The 19,132-nt window shown below is 33.6% G+C and carries 18 protein-coding genes; 4 read left to right on the top strand and 14 right to left on the bottom strand.

Annotated features, from left to right (window positions below; translation table 11 throughout):
• Positions 1 to 50: 50 nt before the first annotated feature.
• Genes FBFL15_RS00385 through hemA form a run of 4 tightly spaced genes read right to left on the bottom strand, consistent with a single transcriptional unit; the run spans position 51 to position 4,031 of the window.
• Positions 51 to 728 (bottom strand): uroporphyrinogen-III synthase, encoded by a 678-nt coding sequence (locus tag FBFL15_RS00385; RefSeq protein WP_014082712.1) that lies wholly within the window; start codon positions 726 to 728, stop codon positions 51 to 53.
• On the bottom strand, positions 721 to 1,773 hold the full coding sequence (locus tag FBFL15_RS00380) for a PDDEXK nuclease domain-containing protein (protein ID WP_014082711.1): 1,053 nt from the start codon (positions 1,771 to 1,773) through the stop codon (positions 721 to 723). The genes FBFL15_RS00385 and FBFL15_RS00380 overlap by 8 nt, the downstream gene beginning before the upstream one ends.
• A gap of 4 nt (positions 1,774 to 1,777) precedes the next feature.
• A complete protein-coding gene (hemC, locus tag FBFL15_RS00375; protein WP_231847475.1) occupies positions 1,778 to 2,749 on the bottom strand; it encodes a hydroxymethylbilane synthase in 972 nt (323 codons plus the stop codon).
• Positions 2,739 to 4,031: a glutamyl-tRNA reductase gene (gene hemA / locus FBFL15_RS00370; RefSeq protein WP_014082709.1), complete on the bottom strand. Its 1,293-nt coding sequence runs from the start codon at positions 4,029 to 4,031 to the stop codon at positions 2,739 to 2,741. The genes hemC and hemA overlap by 11 nt, the downstream gene beginning before the upstream one ends.
• Before the next feature lie 230 nt (positions 4,032 to 4,261).
• Here hemA and FBFL15_RS00365 point away from each other — a divergent pair, with 230 nt between their 5' ends.
• Genes FBFL15_RS00365 through hemH form a run of 4 tightly spaced genes read left to right on the top strand, consistent with a single transcriptional unit; the run spans position 4,262 to position 10,956 of the window.
• On the top strand, positions 4,262 to 5,128 hold the full coding sequence (locus FBFL15_RS00365) for a helix-turn-helix transcriptional regulator (RefSeq protein ID WP_014082708.1): 867 nt from the start codon (positions 4,262 to 4,264) through the stop codon (positions 5,126 to 5,128).
• Between the two features lie 53 nt (positions 5,129 to 5,181).
• A complete protein-coding gene (locus FBFL15_RS00360; RefSeq protein WP_014082707.1) occupies positions 5,182 to 8,061 on the top strand; it encodes a DEAD/DEAH box helicase in 2,880 nt (959 codons plus the stop codon).
• A 3-nt stretch (positions 8,062 to 8,064) separates the two neighbouring features.
• The gene (locus FBFL15_RS00355) at positions 8,065 to 9,927 is read left to right on the top strand and encodes a DNA methyltransferase (RefSeq protein WP_014082706.1); all 1,863 of its coding nucleotides are present in this window, start codon (positions 8,065 to 8,067) and stop codon (positions 9,925 to 9,927) included.
• A gap of 9 nt (positions 9,928 to 9,936) precedes the next feature.
• Positions 9,937 to 10,956, top strand: a complete 1,020-nt coding sequence (gene hemH, locus FBFL15_RS00350; RefSeq protein WP_014082705.1) for a ferrochelatase — start codon at positions 9,937 to 9,939, stop codon at positions 10,954 to 10,956.
• A gap of 281 nt (positions 10,957 to 11,237) precedes the next feature.
• Here the strand turns inward: hemH and FBFL15_RS00345 are convergent, their stop codons facing one another.
• The 10 genes from FBFL15_RS00345 to FBFL15_RS00305 all read right to left on the bottom strand — a co-directional run bounded on the left by FBFL15_RS00345 (position 11,238) and on the right by FBFL15_RS00305 (position 19,130).
• Positions 11,238 to 12,236, bottom strand: coding sequence for a TerC/Alx family metal homeostasis membrane protein (locus FBFL15_RS00345; RefSeq protein WP_014082704.1), 999 nt, complete (start codon positions 12,234 to 12,236; stop codon positions 11,238 to 11,240).
• Positions 12,237 to 12,299: 63 nt separating this feature from the next.
• The gene (locus FBFL15_RS00340; RefSeq protein ID WP_014082703.1) at positions 12,300 to 13,808 is read right to left on the bottom strand and encodes a helix-hairpin-helix domain-containing protein; all 1,509 of its coding nucleotides are present in this window, start codon (positions 13,806 to 13,808) and stop codon (positions 12,300 to 12,302) included.
• Positions 13,809 to 13,824: 16 nt separating this feature from the next.
• Complete coding sequence (locus FBFL15_RS00335) at positions 13,825 to 15,162, bottom strand: PP2C family serine/threonine-protein phosphatase (protein WP_014082702.1); 1,338 nt, start codon at positions 15,160 to 15,162, stop codon at positions 13,825 to 13,827.
• 154 nt (positions 15,163 to 15,316) lie between these two features.
• The gene (locus FBFL15_RS00330; RefSeq protein ID WP_014082701.1) at positions 15,317 to 16,363 is read right to left on the bottom strand and encodes a TerY-C metal binding domain-containing protein; all 1,047 of its coding nucleotides are present in this window, start codon (positions 16,361 to 16,363) and stop codon (positions 15,317 to 15,319) included.
• Positions 16,364 to 16,366: 3 nt separating this feature from the next.
• Positions 16,367 to 16,621, bottom strand: a complete 255-nt coding sequence (locus FBFL15_RS00325) for a YggT family protein (protein WP_014082700.1) — start codon at positions 16,619 to 16,621, stop codon at positions 16,367 to 16,369.
• A complete protein-coding gene (locus FBFL15_RS00320) occupies positions 16,618 to 17,253 on the bottom strand; it encodes a vWA domain-containing protein (RefSeq protein ID WP_014082699.1) in 636 nt (211 codons plus the stop codon). The genes FBFL15_RS00325 and FBFL15_RS00320 overlap by 4 nt, the downstream gene beginning before the upstream one ends.
• 4 nt (positions 17,254 to 17,257) lie before the next feature.
• Entirely contained in the window at positions 17,258 to 17,413 is a 156-nt protein-coding gene (locus FBFL15_RS16600) for a hypothetical protein (RefSeq protein ID WP_014082698.1), read from the bottom strand.
• Between the two features lies 1 nt (position 17,414).
• Positions 17,415 to 18,053: a vWA domain-containing protein gene (locus FBFL15_RS00315; RefSeq protein WP_014082697.1), complete on the bottom strand. Its 639-nt coding sequence runs from the start codon at positions 18,051 to 18,053 to the stop codon at positions 17,415 to 17,417.
• A gap of 12 nt (positions 18,054 to 18,065) precedes the next feature.
• Positions 18,066 to 18,467, bottom strand: a complete 402-nt coding sequence (locus FBFL15_RS00310; RefSeq protein WP_014082696.1) for a hypothetical protein — start codon at positions 18,465 to 18,467, stop codon at positions 18,066 to 18,068.
• Positions 18,468 to 18,470: 3 nt separating this feature from the next.
• A complete protein-coding gene (locus FBFL15_RS00305) occupies positions 18,471 to 19,130 on the bottom strand; it encodes a TerD family protein (RefSeq protein ID WP_014082695.1) in 660 nt (219 codons plus the stop codon).
• Between the last annotated feature and the right edge of the window lie 2 nt (positions 19,131 to 19,132).

Here is a 19,132-nt window from a genome sequence, read left to right as displayed (position 1 = left end):
TTTATTTAATTTATAAACTTCCCACATCCCCCCTTTGGGGGTTAGGGGGCTTATTTTAATTCTTCGATTACATCGTCGAGTAAGGCTTCAATAGAAGGGTGTTGTGCAACGATAATGTTTTTGGTTACTTTTTCTATGGCTTCGGCAGTGGTTTCGCCAATGCAAAAGCACAATTCTTTTTTGATTTTGTTGTCTTTCAAATAACTTTCTACGCCTGACGGACTGAAAAATAGAATCGCATCAACAACCTCCTTAATCTTATGTGGTTTCAATAGCGTTTCATATACCTCAATTTCGTTGAACTCAATTCCGGCATTTTTTAGTACCAAAGGCAACGTCTCTTTTCGCAAATTTCCACTGAAAAAAGTATAGCTCCCATCGGCATAAATCAAACTAATAATTTCTGCCAAATCAGAAGCATAATCCGCATAAGCAACCACTTCAAAACCTGATTCGTTTAAAATTGATTTACTTTTTACGCCTACGCAAAACGCTTTTTTCGCCTGAAGTTCTGTTTTATTTTTTTCAAATTGTGGGTGATTCAAAAAACTTTTTACCGCATTTTGACTCGTGAAAATTAAATGGTCTTTAATACCTTTTAATTCAAAATTTTTAGTTTCTACCTGAATAAAATTATATTCCAACACTTCCAAACCAGCATCTGTCAAGACTTGTTTTTGAATTGGTGAAAGTATTTTGGTAGAAAGTATTTTAATGTTTTCAATCATTGTTCATAATGCTTTTAAATTGATCTGCTGTTGGTAATTTACCTTGAAATTCTGCAGGAAGTTGCTTGCTTAAAATATACTCTGAAACTCCAATTGGTTTATTGGCACTTCTCAAAGCATATTCAACTTCTAAATGATTTTTTTGTGGAACTAATAAAATTCCAATGCTTGGTTTGTCATCATCTTGCTTTAATTGTTCATCTATTAATTGGAGATAAAAATCTAATTTCCCTATAAATTCTGGTTCAAATTCAACTACTTTTAGTTCAACAGCTACTAAGCATTTTAGTATTCTATGATAAAAAAGTAAATCAATGAAATAATCTTTTTCACCTAAAGAAATTTTGTATTGATTGCCAATAAAACAAAAACCATAACCCATTTCGAGCATTAACTTTTTTACTTTTTCAACCATTGAGTTTTCTAAGGCTCTTTCAGAAATTGGTTGATTAATATCTAAAAAATCTAAGGTGTAAATACTTTTTATACTCTCTTTAGCTTGTTCTAAAAAGTGTTCGGGTAAAGTTGCCTGAAAATTATGTTGCGATGGATTTTCCAAATAATTTTCGTATGCATTCGCTTTTATTTGATGTAGTAAAACCGAACGACTGTATCGGTTTTTTATGGTTTGCTCTAAATAAAAAACTCTTGCTTTTGGATTATTGACTTTCTGAATTATTAATATATTTTGTCCCCAACCTACATTAAAAATTAATTTTTTCACTTCTTCCAAATGTGAAACAGGCTGTTTCACATTTGAATATTCCAATACTAATTGCCTCATAAACTGAAGGTTTCGTGTGGACCAACTAATACCTTCCCCTATTAATTCAGGCAAATCTTTACTAAGCGATTCAACAATAGCATTTCCCCAACCAAATTCTTGTTGTTTTGTTATAATCAGTTCGCCAATCTCCCAGTACAATTGATTAGAAATTGTCTGCACAGAATGTATCGCATGAATTCGGTGATTTTGCACCAAATCAGCCAACGCAACTAATAAATGTTGGTAGTTTTTCGACTCTAAATGAGTGCTTTTTGCCATTGTTTTATTTTTTCAACTGTGTTTTTATTTCCATCATCAATTCGGCACCGCCATTATTCAAAATTTCTTGTGCTGCATGAAAACCTAATTTTTTCCACTCGGATATATCTACCGATTTTTCGATTTCGAATTTTTGTTTTCCATCAACCGAAAACAAAACACCATGGAATTCAATCGTGTCTTTATCTTCGTCATATTTTGCCAAAGCCCCAATCGGAGCTGTACAACCGCCTTCTAAAGTTTTTAGAAATTGTCTTTCAATATGGGTGCAAATTTCTGTTTCGATATGATTTAATTGCGAAACCGCATCAAACGAAAAAAAATCCTCTGCATTACACACCACAACCATAGCTCCTTGTGCCGGTGCGGGAATCATCCAATCTAAAACAATTGCCTTTTCTGGTTTTAGGTTGATGCGCTCCAAACCAGCTTCTGCAAAAATAGCACCGCTCCAAGTGTTGGATTCTGCTACTTTTTGCATTCTGGTATTTACATTTCCTCGAATATCTTCTATAGTATGCGTTGGATATTTGTGCAACCAACTTGCCTTTCTTCGTAAACTACTGCTTGCAATGGTGCTATTTTCTTGAGATAAAAAATCTAAATTATCTTTATAAACCAAAATATCAAAGACAGAAGCTCTTTCCAAAACCGCAGCTTGTACAATCCCATTTGGTAAAGAAGTTGGCACATCTTTCATGGAATGTACTGCAATATCCACTTGACCGCTAATCATGGCAATATCGAGGGTTTTGGTAAAAATTCCTGTAATTCCTAGTTCGTACAATGGTTTGTCTAAAACAATATCTCCTTCAGATTTTACGGCGATAATTTCCGTTTTGTAACCCAAATCGTTCAACTGTTTTTCAACTGTTTTGGCTTGCCAAAGTGCGAGTTCACTATCTCGGGTGCCTATTCGGATAGGTCCTCTAGCCCCCGAAGGGAGCATAGTTGGAGTGTTATTTTTATTGGTCATTTAATTCTTTTTTGGGAATTCCCCCTTTGGGGGTTAGGGGGCTTATTTGAAAAACTTTATTTATCCATTCTACACTTTCATCTACAACCGTGTTATCATCTTTCAAATGATTAGCAAAATGACTGGTTATTTTTTGAATTAATTTATTAGTTACAATTTCGGCATATTCATCATCGAAATCGGCATTTTTCTTTTTCAAGTGATTGATTTCAGATTCTTTAATGGCATTCAATTTTGCTTTTAAAGCATGAATGGTTGGTGCATATTTTCTACCTTTGGACCAGGTTAGAAATTCTGATAATATTTCTGTAATAATTGCTTCCGCAGCAGGGATATGTTGTTTTCTGTTTTCTAAAGTTTCATCGGTAATTTCCGATAAATGATCCATGTGAATTAAGGTAACCAAAGGATTTTGTTTTACATTTTCGTTTACATTTTTTGGTATCGATAAATCTAAAATAAGCAATGGTTTCTTTAAATTTAAAATATCCAAATCTACTGTAGGATTCTGAGCACCTGTTGCCACAACAACTACATCTGCCTTTTGTAATTCTATTTGCAAATCGGTATAATCTTTTACAACAAGATTTAGTTTTTTGGCAAGTTTTTCCGCCTTGTCTTTTGTTCTATTTATCAGCGTAATTTGATCGTGTTTGGAATGTTTTACGAGGTTTTCACAAGTATTTCTACCTATTTTCCCTGTTCCGAAAAGCAAAATATTTTTATCAGAAATGGCTTCTACATTTTTAAAAATATATTGAACCGCAGCAAAAGAAACGGAAGTAGCACCACTAGAAATTTCGGTTTCATTTTTTACTTTCTTACTCGCTTGAATGACCGAATTTACCAAACGCTCCAAATAAGCATTGACCAAATGGCGTTTTTTACTTTCTACAAAAGCATTTTTTAGTTGGGCAATAATTTCAAAATCACCCAAAATTTGACTATCCAAACCCGTTCCTACTCTGAAAATATGATTTAATGCTTCCTTTTGTTTATAAATGTAGGCATATTTCTGAAACTCTTCAACGGTACCCAAACTATTATCACAAAGCAATTGTATCAACTGAAAAGGATGCTGCGCAAAACCGTATATTTCTGTTCTATTGCAGGTCGATGTTACAATCAAACTTTCTATTTCATTGATTTTGGCCTGTTCCAACAATGCTATTTTGGCTTTTTCATCCAAACTAAATTTACCTCTTATTTCGGCATCAGCTTTTTTATAGCTCAAGCCAATAGCGTAGAAGGTAGTTTGTTTTGCAGGTGTTTGATTATTCATAGTTTGTACTATCTCTTAAAGACGCACAAAATTAAAGTTTACACCTTTACAAAAACAACGCTACAAGTACTTTTTTTATCGTAATTAGTTTTTTTATAAAAAAGAGTTCTTATTTGGATAGAAAACAATAACTTTGTACCAATATTAAGCCCTTGAAACATGTTAGTTTAGAATTAATATAAATAAAAGATTTGAATTTAAAATTATTTTTCTATAAAAAAAACAACGCTATGAGTTCATTTGAAGAAATAATTATTGATACCGATTTTAGTTTACTCCGATTTCAAAACGATGCTGAAAGTACCGAAATATTAGAAAAACAAGTAGGTTCGGGCTTAATTCAGTTTCATTTTAATGTAAAAGGGAAAGGGAAATTTATTTTTAACAATAATTCTTATACATTAGATTTGATTGAAGAAAAAGCGCTTTTGCTATACAATCCTCAAAAAGAATTACCACTTCATTTAGAAATAGCACCTAAAAGTTGGATAATTTCTATTCTAATTTCTATCAAAAAATTTCATACTTTATTTTCATCCGATTCAGAAATGATTCCGTTTTTGAGCAAAGACAATTTAGAAAAAAAATATTATGCAGAAGAAAGCATCAGCCCGTCAATGGCAATTGTGTTGAATCAAATATTTCATTACAACCAAAATTCGTCAATAAAAACTTTGTATTTAAAAGGAAAAAGTTACGAATTATTGAGTTTGTTTTTCAATACCAATGAAGATCCAAACGCAGAACATTGTCCTTTTTTATCAGATGAAGAAAATGTGTTGAAAATAAAAAAAGCGAAAGAAATCATCATTAAAAACATGGCAGAGCCACCAGGTTTACAAGAATTGGCAGATGAAGTTGGCATTTCATTAAAAAAATTAAAAGCAGGTTTTAAAGAAATTTATGGCGATACGGTTTTTAATTTTTTATTTGATTATAAAATGGATTATGCTAGACAGTTGCTAGATTCGGGTTCGTATAATGTAAATGAAGTGGGATTGAAAATTGGTTACAGCACCTCAAGCCATTTTATTGCAGCTTTCAAAAAGAAATTTGGCACTACGCCAAAAAAGTATTTGATGAATTTAAATGGCTAATAACAACAAAAATTTGATTATATTTGTAAATTAATTAAACGTAATTTTTAATAATGCTTCAAAATAGTATAAAAGAAAAAAAAAATATTTGGTTACTATCTGAAAGATGTAGCATCAGTAACTTGCTTCAATATATAAGGACTAAAGGAAACTTAAGGGATACCCAAATTGAGGCTATTGAAACATATTTATTTTTAAAAATTGAGGGGCAGAACAAACCACTTTGGAAATTATTCTCTGAAGGCTTTTTTACAAAAGAGACCGATTTATCCAAATTAAACATCAATCAAAATGCTAGAGAATATTTAACCCAAAATAAAAATGCTTATGCCTTGTATGATTTTGCAAAACAACAAAAAATCCAAGGTCTGGAAAATGAAATTTTGAGTAATCCAACCGCATTAGATTACGATACCATCATTAAAAGCATTTTTTACAACGTAAGCTATGCCGACTATTTAATGAGTTTGCCAATGGGTGCAGGTAAAACTTTTCTGATGGCTGCTTTCATTTACTTAGACTTGTATTTTGCCGACAACGAACCAGAGAACAAAGCATTTGCACATAATTTTTTGGTGCTTATTCCTTCAGGTTTAAAATCTTCTATCGTTCCGAGTTTAAAGACAATTGAAAATTACGAACCTTCTTGGGTATTGCCCGAGCCATCGGCAAGCAAACTGAAAAAACTATTGAAGTTTGATGTTTTGGACGAGCAGAAATCAGCTAAGAAAAGTAACAAGGCAAGAAATCCAAATGCACAAAAAGTAAACGCCTGTTTACCTAATCCATTTGGACAAGTGTTTGTAGTAAATGCGGAGAAAGTGATTTTAGAAAGTTTCAAATTCAATGCTCAAACAGAATTGGAACTTGACGAAGAAGAAAAAGATACAAGCAACGATTTAAAAAGATTGTTCGGGCAAATTCCGAACCTTACAATTTTAATAGATGAGGTTCATCATGCCGCAACTGATGATGTTAAACTGCGACAAGCGGTTAATTATTGGCACAACAAAGGGAATATCACTACCGTTTTGGGTTTCTCAGGAACGCCTTATCTACAAAAACAAGAAATCATCAATGTAGGTAATTATACTTTTAAGTTTTCGCAAATTACTAATACAGTATATTATTATCCATTGGTTACAGCTATTAAAAAATTTCTTAAAACACCAACCGTAAAAATCGGACAAAACCTTGACCGTTTTCAAATCATTAAAAAAGGAATTGAAGACTTTGATACACAATACAAGAAAACAGTTTATGAAAATGGAGCAATTGCAAAGATTGCTATCTATTGCAGCAACATTGAAGTTTTAGAAGAAGAAGTTTACCCTTTTCTGACAAGCGAATTGAAAATAAATCCTGCCGAAATTTTAAAATTTCACGGAGGAAATAAAAAATACACTTTGCCAAAGGAGAATGAATTAGAGTTCCGTTCATTGGATTTGGCAATTTCAAAAAAGCGTTACATTCTTCTGGTGCAAGTAGGTAAAGAAGGCTGGGACTGCCCAAGTTTAACAGGCGTAATCCTTTCGCAAAAAGGCGACAGCCCACAAAATATGGTTTTGCAAACTTCTTGCAGGTGTTTACGTCAAGTGGACAAAGGAAAAGAAGAAACAGCTTTGATTTGGCTGAATAAAGATAATGCTGATACGCTAAACAAACAATTGAAGCAAGAACAAAACAGCAGTATTGATGAGCTGAACAGCACCAAACGAATTGGGAAAGCGGAAATGGTGGAACGACACAGCCGTATGGAGTATTTGCAATTGCCGAAAGTGGAATTTTATCAAATGAAAGTTACTTATCAAAGCATTGATGAAGAAGAAACTGCAAACACAAAAGCCAAGTTAAAAGCCATCATCAAAAAGATGGAAGATTACAAGGCTTCGGCTTTGATAAGCACCAGCGAAATTTCAAACATTGATACTGGAACTATTGACATTATTAACGAAACTGGAATTGCATTTGCCAATTACAACCAATGGCTTTTTGAAATAAGTCGCCAAAGTTTTGGTTTGATTTCAGAAACGCAATTGCACCAATACGATACAGAACTAAACGAAATATTTGAAACCCTTTCTTTTGAAAAAGACGGTAACTGTTTTTTCAATGAGTTGTATGATTTGCATTTGATACAATCTAAAATTCGAGTTGCATTTAGCATTAAAAGAGAATTACAAACAGACACAGAAGTAATTCCGAAAGAAGCGGAATTATTGATTGCTGAACGCTTAAACGATGTAGAGCAAAATCCTAAACTATATCCGAGCGAAGCCGACACAAACAAAATTCTTGAATTAGATAAAACAAATGCAGATATAGAATTTGATTGGGCAGAAGTTGAAAAGGCTTATCAGGTAATGAAGGAAACTATGATAAGTCAAGGAATGGAAAAGTGGGTTCCTGAATATGAAACTTTCAAATCAGATAAAGATTATTCTCTACCAATAAAATCTAAAAATAATACATTCCATTATTTACCATACAATTTTGGTGCAAGTGGTAGTAGTGGTTTTGAAATGCAAGCCATACAAGAAACACTGCGTTTAGCGGACTTTAAGACGAAGGATTTGGAAATTTACTACAACGGTGATAATTATCTAACGCAATTTAAAATAGATTGCTTTGCAAAAAACAATTCAAACCGTTGGAATAAAGTTGGTCAATACACAACTGACTTTCTTGTCATTAAAAGATCTACAAAAGAAAAAATACATAAAATTTTGATGATTGAAACAAAAGGAGAAGGATTTAGTAATAATCCCGACTTCGTAAAAAGAAAGGATTTTGTAGAAACCGAGTTTTTAAAACTCAACCAAGAAAAATTTGGCTACCAACGATTTGACTTCCTTTATTTGGAGGACAGCAAGAACATTGCAGCCAACATCACAAAATTGAACAATAAGATTAACAACTTTTTTAAAGATTAAGATATGCCAATAAAATACATTCCATATTACCCTAACACGGTTGAAGGACAAGCGATATTAGACAACATTACCCGAACACAACGAGTTTTGCGTTACCGTGAAAACGACAAGGTTTACGACCGTATAAAAAGAGGTATGCCTTATTACGAAGTAGAACCATTAGAAACAGTAGGCGAACCTTCTGAAAATTTGGTAATTCGTGGCGAATGTATTTCAGCTTGTGCTTACCTGAAAGAACAAGGAGTCAAAGTAGATTTAGTTTATATTGACCCACCTTTTGCCAGTGGTGCTGATTATGCTAAAAAAGTTTACTTACGCAAAAATCCTAAATTGGCTGAAAAAGTAGACGAAGCAGAACAAGAAATGGATATTGACGAACTCAAAGCATTTGAGGAAAAAATGTATGGCGATATTTGGCAAAAAGAAGATTACTTAAATTGGATGTATGAAAATTTGATGGCAATCAAAAGTATAATGAGTGAAACAGCCAGTATTTATATGCACTTGGATTGGCATATTGGTCATTATGCCAAAATATTAATGGATGAAGTCTTTGGTGAAGACAATTTTGTTAATGAAATTATATGGTCATATAGAAGTGGTGGCGCTTCAAAAAAAGCTTCAATAGCACGAAAGCACGACTCAATTTATTTTTACACTAATGATAGAAATAATTTTGAAATAAATACAATCAATGAAAGACAATATTTAGAAAAAAAATTTATTGGTACTTTAACAGATGAAAATGGTAAGTTTTATGTTGATACAATCTTAACAGATACACTTCTTGGTGTTATTAATAGAGTAATGCCTGATGGTACAATTAAAGAATATAGTTGCAGACCTGTCTTAAATGTTTCTAAGGAAAGGGTTGATTATTCTACTCAAAAACCTGAAGGGTTAGTTGAACTCTTAATTGAAATTGCTTCAAAAAAAGGGATGGTAATAGCCGATTTCTTTGGAGGAAGTGGTGTAACAGCAAAAGTAACAAACGACTTGGATAGAAAATTTATTCATTGTGATATAGGTTTAAACAGTATTCAAACTGTAAGGGATAGGTTAGTTGAAGCAAAAGCCAATTTTCAAATTTTAGAAATAAAAGACGGAGTAAGTTTGTTCCGCAATCCACAACAAACCATGGATAAGCTAGCAAAGCTTATTCCAGGTTTACAAAAAGGAGTAAAAGGAATTAGTAATTTTTGGTTTGGTGCAATCACAAAAAGCAAAGAAGGTATTGTGCCAGTTTATGTTCCTAATTTACTCAATACACAAGAAAAGGTTTTGGATATTCCAACCATAAACACTATCATTAATCAGGAATTACAAAACTTAGAAGTCAACGCCAAAAAAATAATTGTTTATTACATTGATATTGACGACCAAAAAGCATTGGAAAAATTCATAAAAGACAACAACGCCACAGAAATAGAAGTTGAACTAAAAGACCTTAAAAATCTGTTGCACGATGTGGTAATTGAAGACATCATAGATTTTAAAACCACCGAAACCAAAGACGGTTACGAAACAGAAATTACCAAATTCATCAGCGACCGTTTAATTCAGAAAATCGGTGAGTTCAACCAAAAAGGAAATTTACAGTCCGTTGCCAAAGGTAAAAAATTCAACCCAATCAACATCAGCGAAGAAGGTTTAGAGCTCATAGAACTTATTGCCCTTGACTGCGAAAACACAGAAGGACAATGGCACAGCACCACCGAAATTAAAATTGATAAACTCGGTTATGTAATTACCAACGGAGTAAAATCAAAAAACTTTTGGGATGGCAAAATTACCAGCGACAAAAAACCATTGCGAATAAAAGTTAGAAATATTAGCGGTGATGAAACCATTAAAACAATAAATTAAAAAAATATCATGAAAGGAGTATTATTAGTAAATCTTGGTTCGCCTGAAAGTCCAACCGCAAAAGATGTAAAACCGTATTTAGATGAGTTTTTGATGGATAAATACGTGATAGACGTTCCGTTTTTATTACGTGCTTTGTTGGTAAGAGGTATCATATTGCAAACCCGACCAAAAAAATCAGCTGAAGCTTATGCTCGAATTTGGACAAGCGAAGGTTCTCCTTTGATTGTGATTTCTAAAAAAATGCACGAAAAAGTGAAAACTTTGGTGGACATCCCTGTGGCATTATCCATGCGATATGGCACCATGACTATTCTAAAAGGGTTACAAGAATTGCACGAAAAAGGCGTAACAGAAGTCATGCTTTTTCCATTATATCCACAGCATGCAATGGCTTCTACCACCACGATTTTGGTGTTGGCAGAAGAGCTTCGTGCCAAGCATTTCCCTAACATGAAATTCACAACGGTTCCAGCATTTTACAACAAACCCGGATATATTGAAGCGTTAGCCAATTCGATAAAAAAACATTTGGAAGGTTTTGATTACGATCATTTGTTGTTTTCTTATCATGGTATTCCGAAACGTCATATTCGAAAAACAGACGTTACAAAATCTCATTGTACCATAGATGGTACTTGCTGCAACACCCCTTCGCCAGCACACGAATTTTGCTATCGTCATCAATGTTATGAAACTACAAAACAAGTGGTACGATTATTGAACATTCCCGAAGGGAAATACAGCCAAACATTTCAGTCGAGATTGGCAGGAGACAAATGGTTAACACCTTATACGGATGTAGAAATCAACAAAATGCCCGAAAAAGGGATTAAGAAATTAGCCGTTGTAACGCCAGCATTTGTGGCAGATTGTTTAGAAACATTAGAAGAAATTGCTATGGAAGCCAACGAGCAATTTTTGCATCATGGAGGCGAAGAGTTTATGGCCATTCCGTGTATGAATGACGAAGACGAATGGTGTGGTGTGGTGGCAAAATGGATTACAGAATTTCAATTAGAAAAATAACAAAACCACCTGGTTTATACCAAAGATACTAACACCCGTATTTCTATTGATTTCATAAACACAGTAGCGACTTATCTAAAAAATAAGTTGCTACTGTGTTTTGACTTTTTATACCAAACACTTATATAAAATAGTCTAAAAATGCAATGCTATTTTTTTTCAAGATTTTATAAAAAAATCATTTCATAGCTGGGCTACGTAATTATTTTTTTGTGAAATATTTGGAGAAAAAGAGCTAGCAGATTGGGCTATTTTATATGAGTGTTTGGTATTTTAATTGATTATTCTTCTTGCTTGTCTGGAAATAGGAGTGACAAAATCACAGAAATAACCAAAACACCTCCGATAACTAGCAAGGAATGCAACGATTCGATATGATAAAACGGAGCAATGATCATTTTTACTCCAATGAAGGATAGAATTACTGCCAATCCATAAGGCAATTTGTTGAACAAATGGATGAAATTGTCTAATAAGAAAAACAATGCTCTAAGTCCTAAAATGGCAAAAATATTTGAGGTATATAGAATAAATGGATCATTTGAAATGGCAAAAATGGCTGGTATAGAATCTACTGCAAACAACAAATCGGTAAACTCAATTACTGCCACAACTACTAATAATGGTGTTGCGAATTTTACGCCATTTTCATAAGTGAAAAATTTATCGCCATCGTATTTATCACTCACATTGAAAAATTTTCGAATCAATTTTGCTCCTCGTGTATCGTTGTAATCTTCGTCTTCATCTTCATCTCCTGATGACCATGATTTGATTCCTGCATATACCAAAAACAATCCAAACAAAGTCATGATTATATTGATGTCATATTTGAAACCTTCTATTCCTGCAAGGCCTAACAATTTGTTCAAATAGGTCAATTCAATCAAAAAGGCTCCTGAGAATATAAATAGGGCTCGCAATACCAATGCACCAATGATTCCCCAAAATAATACTTTGTGCTTGTTCGTATTCGCAACATCAAAAAATTTGAAAACAAGAATAAACACAAATAAATTGTCCACAGATAGGGCTTTTTCTATCCAATATGCCGATTGAAATTCATAAAATTTCGCAGCTCCAGCATAATAATATACCAAACCACTGAAAGCCATTGCTAGAGAAATCCAAACTAATGACCAGGTTATGGCTTCTTTGTTCGACACTTCATGACTTTTTTTGTTAAAGATACCAAGATCTAATAATAACATGACAAAAACAGCTACTGCAAAAGTAACAATGAGCCATGGATGCTCCGAAAAAATAGGGTGATTGTTCATTTTTAATTTATTTGAGTTTAAAAAATTTTGAATTATAAATCGTGTTTAAAAATAATATTTTTTTTATTTATTAGCCAAGGTTACCAGCATCACTCTTCCGCCGGGCTCTTTGGACAATAGAATTTGTTTTCCATCCGTGAGTTCGAGCATGGTTCCAATAGGGATTTCTTTGTTTTCTGTTTTATCTACCAAAGAAGTTAATTTTTGGTTCACAAATACCCATTTGTTATCAATAAAAGTAAAATATCCAACAGGAATTTTTTGTTCATTGGACAATTTTTCACTGCGAATGATGTTTTTATTCACATGCCATTGAAACAAATATTGGTTGTGATACACCATCAACCGATGATTTTCTGGTTTCCAAACGCCTTCATTGAATTGTGAATAAAAATCCAAAATAGGCAATGAACCTTGGTGTTTGGTACCACAAAACGGACATCTAGGCGTGTTGGTATTATCAAACACATACCATTTTTGTTCGCAAGCGGTATTGCTACAAGTTTGTACCAAATCGGAAGTTTTCAACAAAGCGGTTTCCCATTCTTCGGCAGTTGGCCTTGCCATAGGTTGATGCAAACCATCGATAAAGGCTCGGTCAAAAAGCGGTTTCAAATAGGGTCCAGTGATGGTGTATGGCAATTTATCAATATCCGACCAATATAAATCCCATTTGGAAACTTGATTCACTTTCGGGCGATTGCTTTTGTCTGATGGATGTTCTATAAACAACGCTTTTTCTCCCATTGAAAGTAAATCATCTTTTTCGGTGTCCAAATCATGCACTTTTCCACCTTTTAATGGATGTCTGTGTAATAATAACATATAAATCAAAACGGGTAAGGCATGCAAATCGGTTCTGATATTTGGCAACTTTCTATTCGGATCGTTGAGGTCCAAATGTTTGGTAGCCAATACTTCTGGAGCTATAAAATCAGCCGTACCTAATACTTCTGCGGGATAAATTCCAGGTACCACCATGCCATCTAAATCAATAATCACTGCGGATTTTGTAATGGGATCTATCAAAACATTATTATACGATAAATCGGAATGTGCCAATCCCATTTGGTGCAATTTTTTTACACCTCTGCAAATATTGATACAAATTTGAAAATAATTGAGCCAATTGCCTAGTTCTGAAGCATCTAAACTCAATGGGAATAGTTTGTTTCTAAATTTAGCACCAGCAAACCACTTGCCGTTTTTCTCTTCTCCTTTGATTAAATCTTGATTGGCATACCCTATTTTAAAGAAATAATTGGGTTTATAAATCGGAACAATTATCCCTGTTTTTCCATTAGATTCAATAACATCCGTGGGCCATCGGAACAATTCTTCCAAATAATAATCGCCTCCATCCATTTTTTTTATGCGTTCGAGTTGAACACTTGCAATACGTTTGAGACGGTCAATTTGGTTAAAATCTTGTTTTTCTTTGAAAATGGCTACAACATATTTTCTATCGGGACTAAAATAGACATTTTTAGCAGTGCCACTTTTGGGGTCACCCGTATCAATATATTGATAAGTTGCGTCATTTAATATTGATTTTACTGTTATTATCGACATTTGAATTGTTTTTAAATTAAAATATCACGGCTAAAGTTCGGTCATCATGATTTCCTGGACTCCAAAAATCCATCCAATTTGATAGTTGATGGGCTAAATCAGGATGGGTTGCATCAAAAATTACTTTTGCTTGTTCTTCATTTTTTCCGTTCAAATCGGCAATAAATTCTTTCCATTTATCTAATTTCTCCAAATTGGCTTCCACCACAAATTTGGCATCATAAATACCATCTGTCATGAGCATTAAATATGAAAAATCATCAAAAATTTTAAAACCAAATCGACTTGAAAATTTATCATTTGTAAAAATTTCAGGCATGGTAATAAATCGGGTGCCTCCGCCATAATCTCCCACATCTAACCAATTCATGAGTTTAAAATCAGAAAAATCTTTGTTGATGACAGCAATAGGACAATCGCCCACACCAAAAGAAAGTAAAACATACCCAAAATCGTATTTTTTGAACAAGGTAAAAATTAATGTACTGTGCAAATCTTTGATTTCAAAACCGTTTTTATTAGCAAAATCATCTAATTTATTAAAAACGTGTTTGGCACAACCGCCTAAATAATGGTAAATAAATTTGCTTATCGCTATTTGATTGGATGTTTTATTCGACGCAGTTTCTTGCTCTTGTATCGGCTGTTCTTGAGGAATTGCTTCTGTATTTATTAGTTCTTTAGCCAAATTATTTTCTTTGGCATATTCTTTTAAAAGCAAATCAAAATCGTTTAATGGAGCTTCTGTAAAATGGATTTCAAAAAAATTAATGACTTCATTACAAGCAATTTCTGAGCCTTTTCTGGAGTATTTTGCACTTCCAGCACCATCAGAAACGGCAACAACACTCCAATTGTTTTTTTCAAAATGATGAAAGGCAAAATCATCGTCTCGAAACGAACCTACATTGGCATGAGAACGTCCTCTTTTTGAAGCTACTACAATATTTTTATCACCAATTTTTTCAAAAGAAGTTACATTATCTTCTTTCCAAAATGGATCTGTATGATCACTCGCTTTATTTTGCCAAAGCAATTTTGGATCGGCATTGATGATTAAATTGATTGTTTTTTCGTTTAAAATGCTGTTTTCTAGTTCGCCATTAACTCTGAATTTTAAAGTTATTTTAAAATCACCATTGTTATTTGGGGTTCCAAAAATTCTTTTTTCAATAGGGTCAAATTGCAAACCGACCTTTTCAAGACCTTCCATTTCAAAATGGAGGATGTTGTTCCAAAGTGCATTTTCATTAGCAAAAGCATAGTCATACACTTTTCCAACGGTGCCATTAGGAATTGGAATGGAAGCCGAAATGATGTCATGAATACTTTCACGAATTTGCCAATTTGCCATAATTTGTTTTTGTTGATTTAATATAGTTGCAACTGCATTTATTATTTCAGAATCGTTAATAAATGCTTCAAAAATAAGATTATTTTTTTGGAGTTATTGTCTTATTGTGAGCAAATAATAATTTTTCTATATATGATTTTGTCATTTTTTTTGATTATCCTAATGTTCTGTTTACATCAAAACTGCCATCTCCAAAGCCATAATTTCCTTGATTGCCACACCATGGGCAGGTGTTTAGTTCTTCGTCACCAATGCAATGAATTTTTCCACATTGGCACATAGCAAAACCATATTGATTGCCACAGCAAGGGCAGGCAGGAGCACCAACTAGCTCATCACTATTGATTTGTGTGTTCATTTGCTCATCATCGGACAAATCAAAATAGGAGTTATCGATCTGAAAACCACCTACTAATCGATAGGAACGCGTTTCCATACCCGCATAAATAGAGGGTTGAACGAATTTTTTATATTTCATTAAATACGGACGTTTAGAATTTTGACATTTTGCTGAAAGCACTACAAAATTACTGTCCACATTCGCTTTTTTTGGAGGTTGCTTAGTCAAATCAATTTTTGTTATCGTGTCATGATCAATTTCGGCTAATTCAAATCCGGAGCTGCTTTTTTCGACACTAACGCTGCTTGTTTTGATAGAATCGGTAATCCATTTGAAGAATTTTTTATAATCTTCTTCCGTTGTATTTTTAAATTGTAAAACATTTTCAGTCAGTTCACTCAACAGCGATGTATCGGTATCGTCACCAAAAGAAATGGTTACAAGATTTGCTGTTCTTGCCCAATTTTGTTTCCATTCGTTTATTGCAGGTTTGGCATCATCTGTGGGCACACCATCTGTAAACAAAAATACAATTGGTTTCCAATCGCCTTTTTGTTCAAAAGTAGTTTTAACCGTGTTTTTTCTAAGTTCATACATCAAATGCCCCAGACCTTTTCCGAAAGAAGTGCCTCCACCAATAGGAAATTTTGGCGGATAGAAACTCACGATTTCTTGCAAAGGCACAAGGGTTTTGGCTTGACCCGCAAAAATAATAATGGAGACCCAAACGGTTTCAATAGCGTGTGGATCTTGCTTAATGGCTTTGATTATTGTTGCCATTCCTTCTTCAACAAATTGAATTTGTTCCCCAACCATCGATTCGGAAACGTCTATCAAGAAATATATAGGTAATCTTCTCATATTTTAAAATAAATGTAATAAAAACAATAAAATCAGTAAAACAATCACTTGGGTCATGTCCACAAATAATCCGTATCCTACTTGAACAGGTTTAAAAATTGACTTCAATATTTCAAAAACAGGAGAAAAAATAGCGTCAAAAAAGGAAAACACTTTTTTATATTGTGGATTGAGTTTTTCTTTATAAGGCAATAATTTATTGTATAAAAACAGCCCTACAATGACTATAATAATAAAGAAATGCAAAATTGTTCTCATATTACTAAAGTTATTTCGCTTGGAGGAGGAGGAAGTGCTACACTTTCACCAGTTCCTTGACTTTTATTTCCTTGTTCAATAGTTTCAGAAACCCATCTGAAAAATTGCTTTAATGTAGCACTATCCGCATTGTCTAAATGTACCACATCATCGGTCAATAGTTTTAATTTGGAATCATCGGCTAAATTTCCTGCGGCACAAGCTACAATGGCTCCAAAATTTAGATTTTTAAACTTAGGCGCTATTTCGTTATATAATTGAATATCAGAAGGTTTTCCGTCTGTAAAAAGAAAAAGTAAGGGTTTCCAATCGCCTTTTTGGGTTTCAGTACTTTTCATTATATCGGTTTGAACTTTGCTATACAATAATTCTAAAGCCTTTCCAGTATGCGTGGGCCCACTTTGCGGACAAGAAATTTCTGGCAATTGAAACAAAGCCAATTCGGTCAACGGGCAAATTTCGTTTACATCTCGATCAAAAGTAATAATACTGATCCAAAGAGAATCCAGCGCTAATGGGTCTTGACGTAAATTATTGACCATTCCAGCAAGGGCATTATTCAAAGCCTGAATAGGTTCGCCATACATAGAACCCGAAGTGTCTAATAAAAAATAAACGGGTAATCTTCTCATAAAATTATTTTTTAAATAAGGAACGAATTATCAAACTTCCAATTTTTCGTTCTATACCAGTTTTTGATGTTGGTATGCCTGTTTTTCTAGCAAAACGTTGCTTTACACCTGTAATGCCTAATAATCTAGAAAGCGAAAATGAAAATCCGAATTTTGACATTTTAAACTACAATATTTAATTCAGGCGGTGGCGGTGGCAATTCTTTAAACCCTTGGATATCTTTACCATTGTCTTCCACTTTTGTAGAACTAACGCCGATAGAAGCGGTTACCCATTGAAAAAATTTACTAATACTCGCACCATCTGCATTGTCCAAACTCACTACATTATCTGTAATTTGTTTGAGTACTTTTGTATCTGCACCACTTCCAGCGGCACAAGCTACGGTAAATGCGGTTTTTCTGTTTTTAAATTCAATTAATCCGGCTTGCCAATCGTCTGTTGGAATTCCATCGGTCATTATAAAAACTAATGGTTTCCAGTCGCCTTTGTGATCCATAGTAGTTTTAGCTACTTCGGTATCTATTTTGTGAGCTACTAATTTTAGAGCTTCACCAAGAGCGGTAACTCCAGTTGCTTTCAAATCTACCATTTGAAAAGAAGCCAAATCGGTAAGCGGAATAAGTTGTTGTGCCACACTATCAAAGGTAATAACACTCAAAAAAGCGGTTTCAATAGCTTGTGGATTTTGTCTTAAAGAAGAAATCATCACTTGAACGCCATTTTTCACGGCTTCAATAGGTTCGCCATTCATGGAACCCGAAGTGTCTAAAAGCAAATAAACTGGTAATCTTCTCATAATAAATTGAAATTAACGGGGAATATTATACCCATTGTTAGCATTAGAATCTGAAGAATTCATGGTATTGATAGCATAAGTTGAGGTATCTGCTTCAGGATCATTTTGAATCAAGTCTGCCAAAACAATAGCGGTTACATCTTTACCACCTTGTAAATGTCTGTAAATAGCCCCAATTGTGTAAATGGGACCCCAAGGAATGCCCCACCAACCAATAAAAAAATTCAATAAAACATAAGATAAAGAATATTTTATTGATTTTTCTTCAGGACGAATAAAATAGATATCGGAATTGCGTTGAAGAGTCATAACAACAAAAGAAATGGTATAGGGGAAAATAACAAATTTCCCCCCTCTATTTACTAAATCTTTAATTTCTGCAACTCGTAATCCTTCGATGTTTTTGATTAGCATAAATTATAGATATGATTTTACAATTCGATGAATTGTTTGTCCTAAGAAAGAATCTTCTGTTGGATCTCCAATGGCACTAAATTTCCATTCGCCATTTCTTTTGTATAATTTACCCATAATTAATGAGCGTTTACCCGCATATTGTGCTTCAGCAGAAACATTATAATCTGCAAAAACGGAATTTACACGCGTTGGCGTTCCTTCATACATTCTGATTTTTGCATACGGAATTTGAGCAAAATCTTCAGCACCTGCATTGTTCAAGAAGAAGAAAATTTGGCTTACATTGCTATTAATTTTTGTTAAATCTACTGTAATAATTTCGTTGTCAAGACCATCATCACCGCCTTTATCCCCTTGTAAATCATCACCTGTATGTTTCAAAGCGCTATCCGAAGTTAATAATTTTCCTTTAGGAAGACCAAATTCTTGCAATACTTCCACACGATATAGGGGAGAATATAAATGATCGCAAATATTGTTTTGATCGTCAATTAATACACAGCTTAAATCCAAATCTACATCTTGAGTTGTTTTGGATAAACCGAATAATGTTTTCTTTTCAATACCACCCCAGTTTACACCTACACAAAAGTTTGTTAATGTTTCGCCTGTGGTTTTTCTTAAGTCAATTTTTTGACCTTTTGATAAATTAATTGCCATTT

This window comes from Flavobacterium branchiophilum FL-15 (genome assembly GCF_000253275.1).
GTDB lineage: Bacteria > Bacteroidota > Bacteroidia > Flavobacteriales > Flavobacteriaceae > Flavobacterium > Flavobacterium branchiophilum.
The sequence above is the reverse complement of the archived record's forward strand: the minus strand, read 5'-3'. Positions and strand labels throughout refer to the sequence as shown.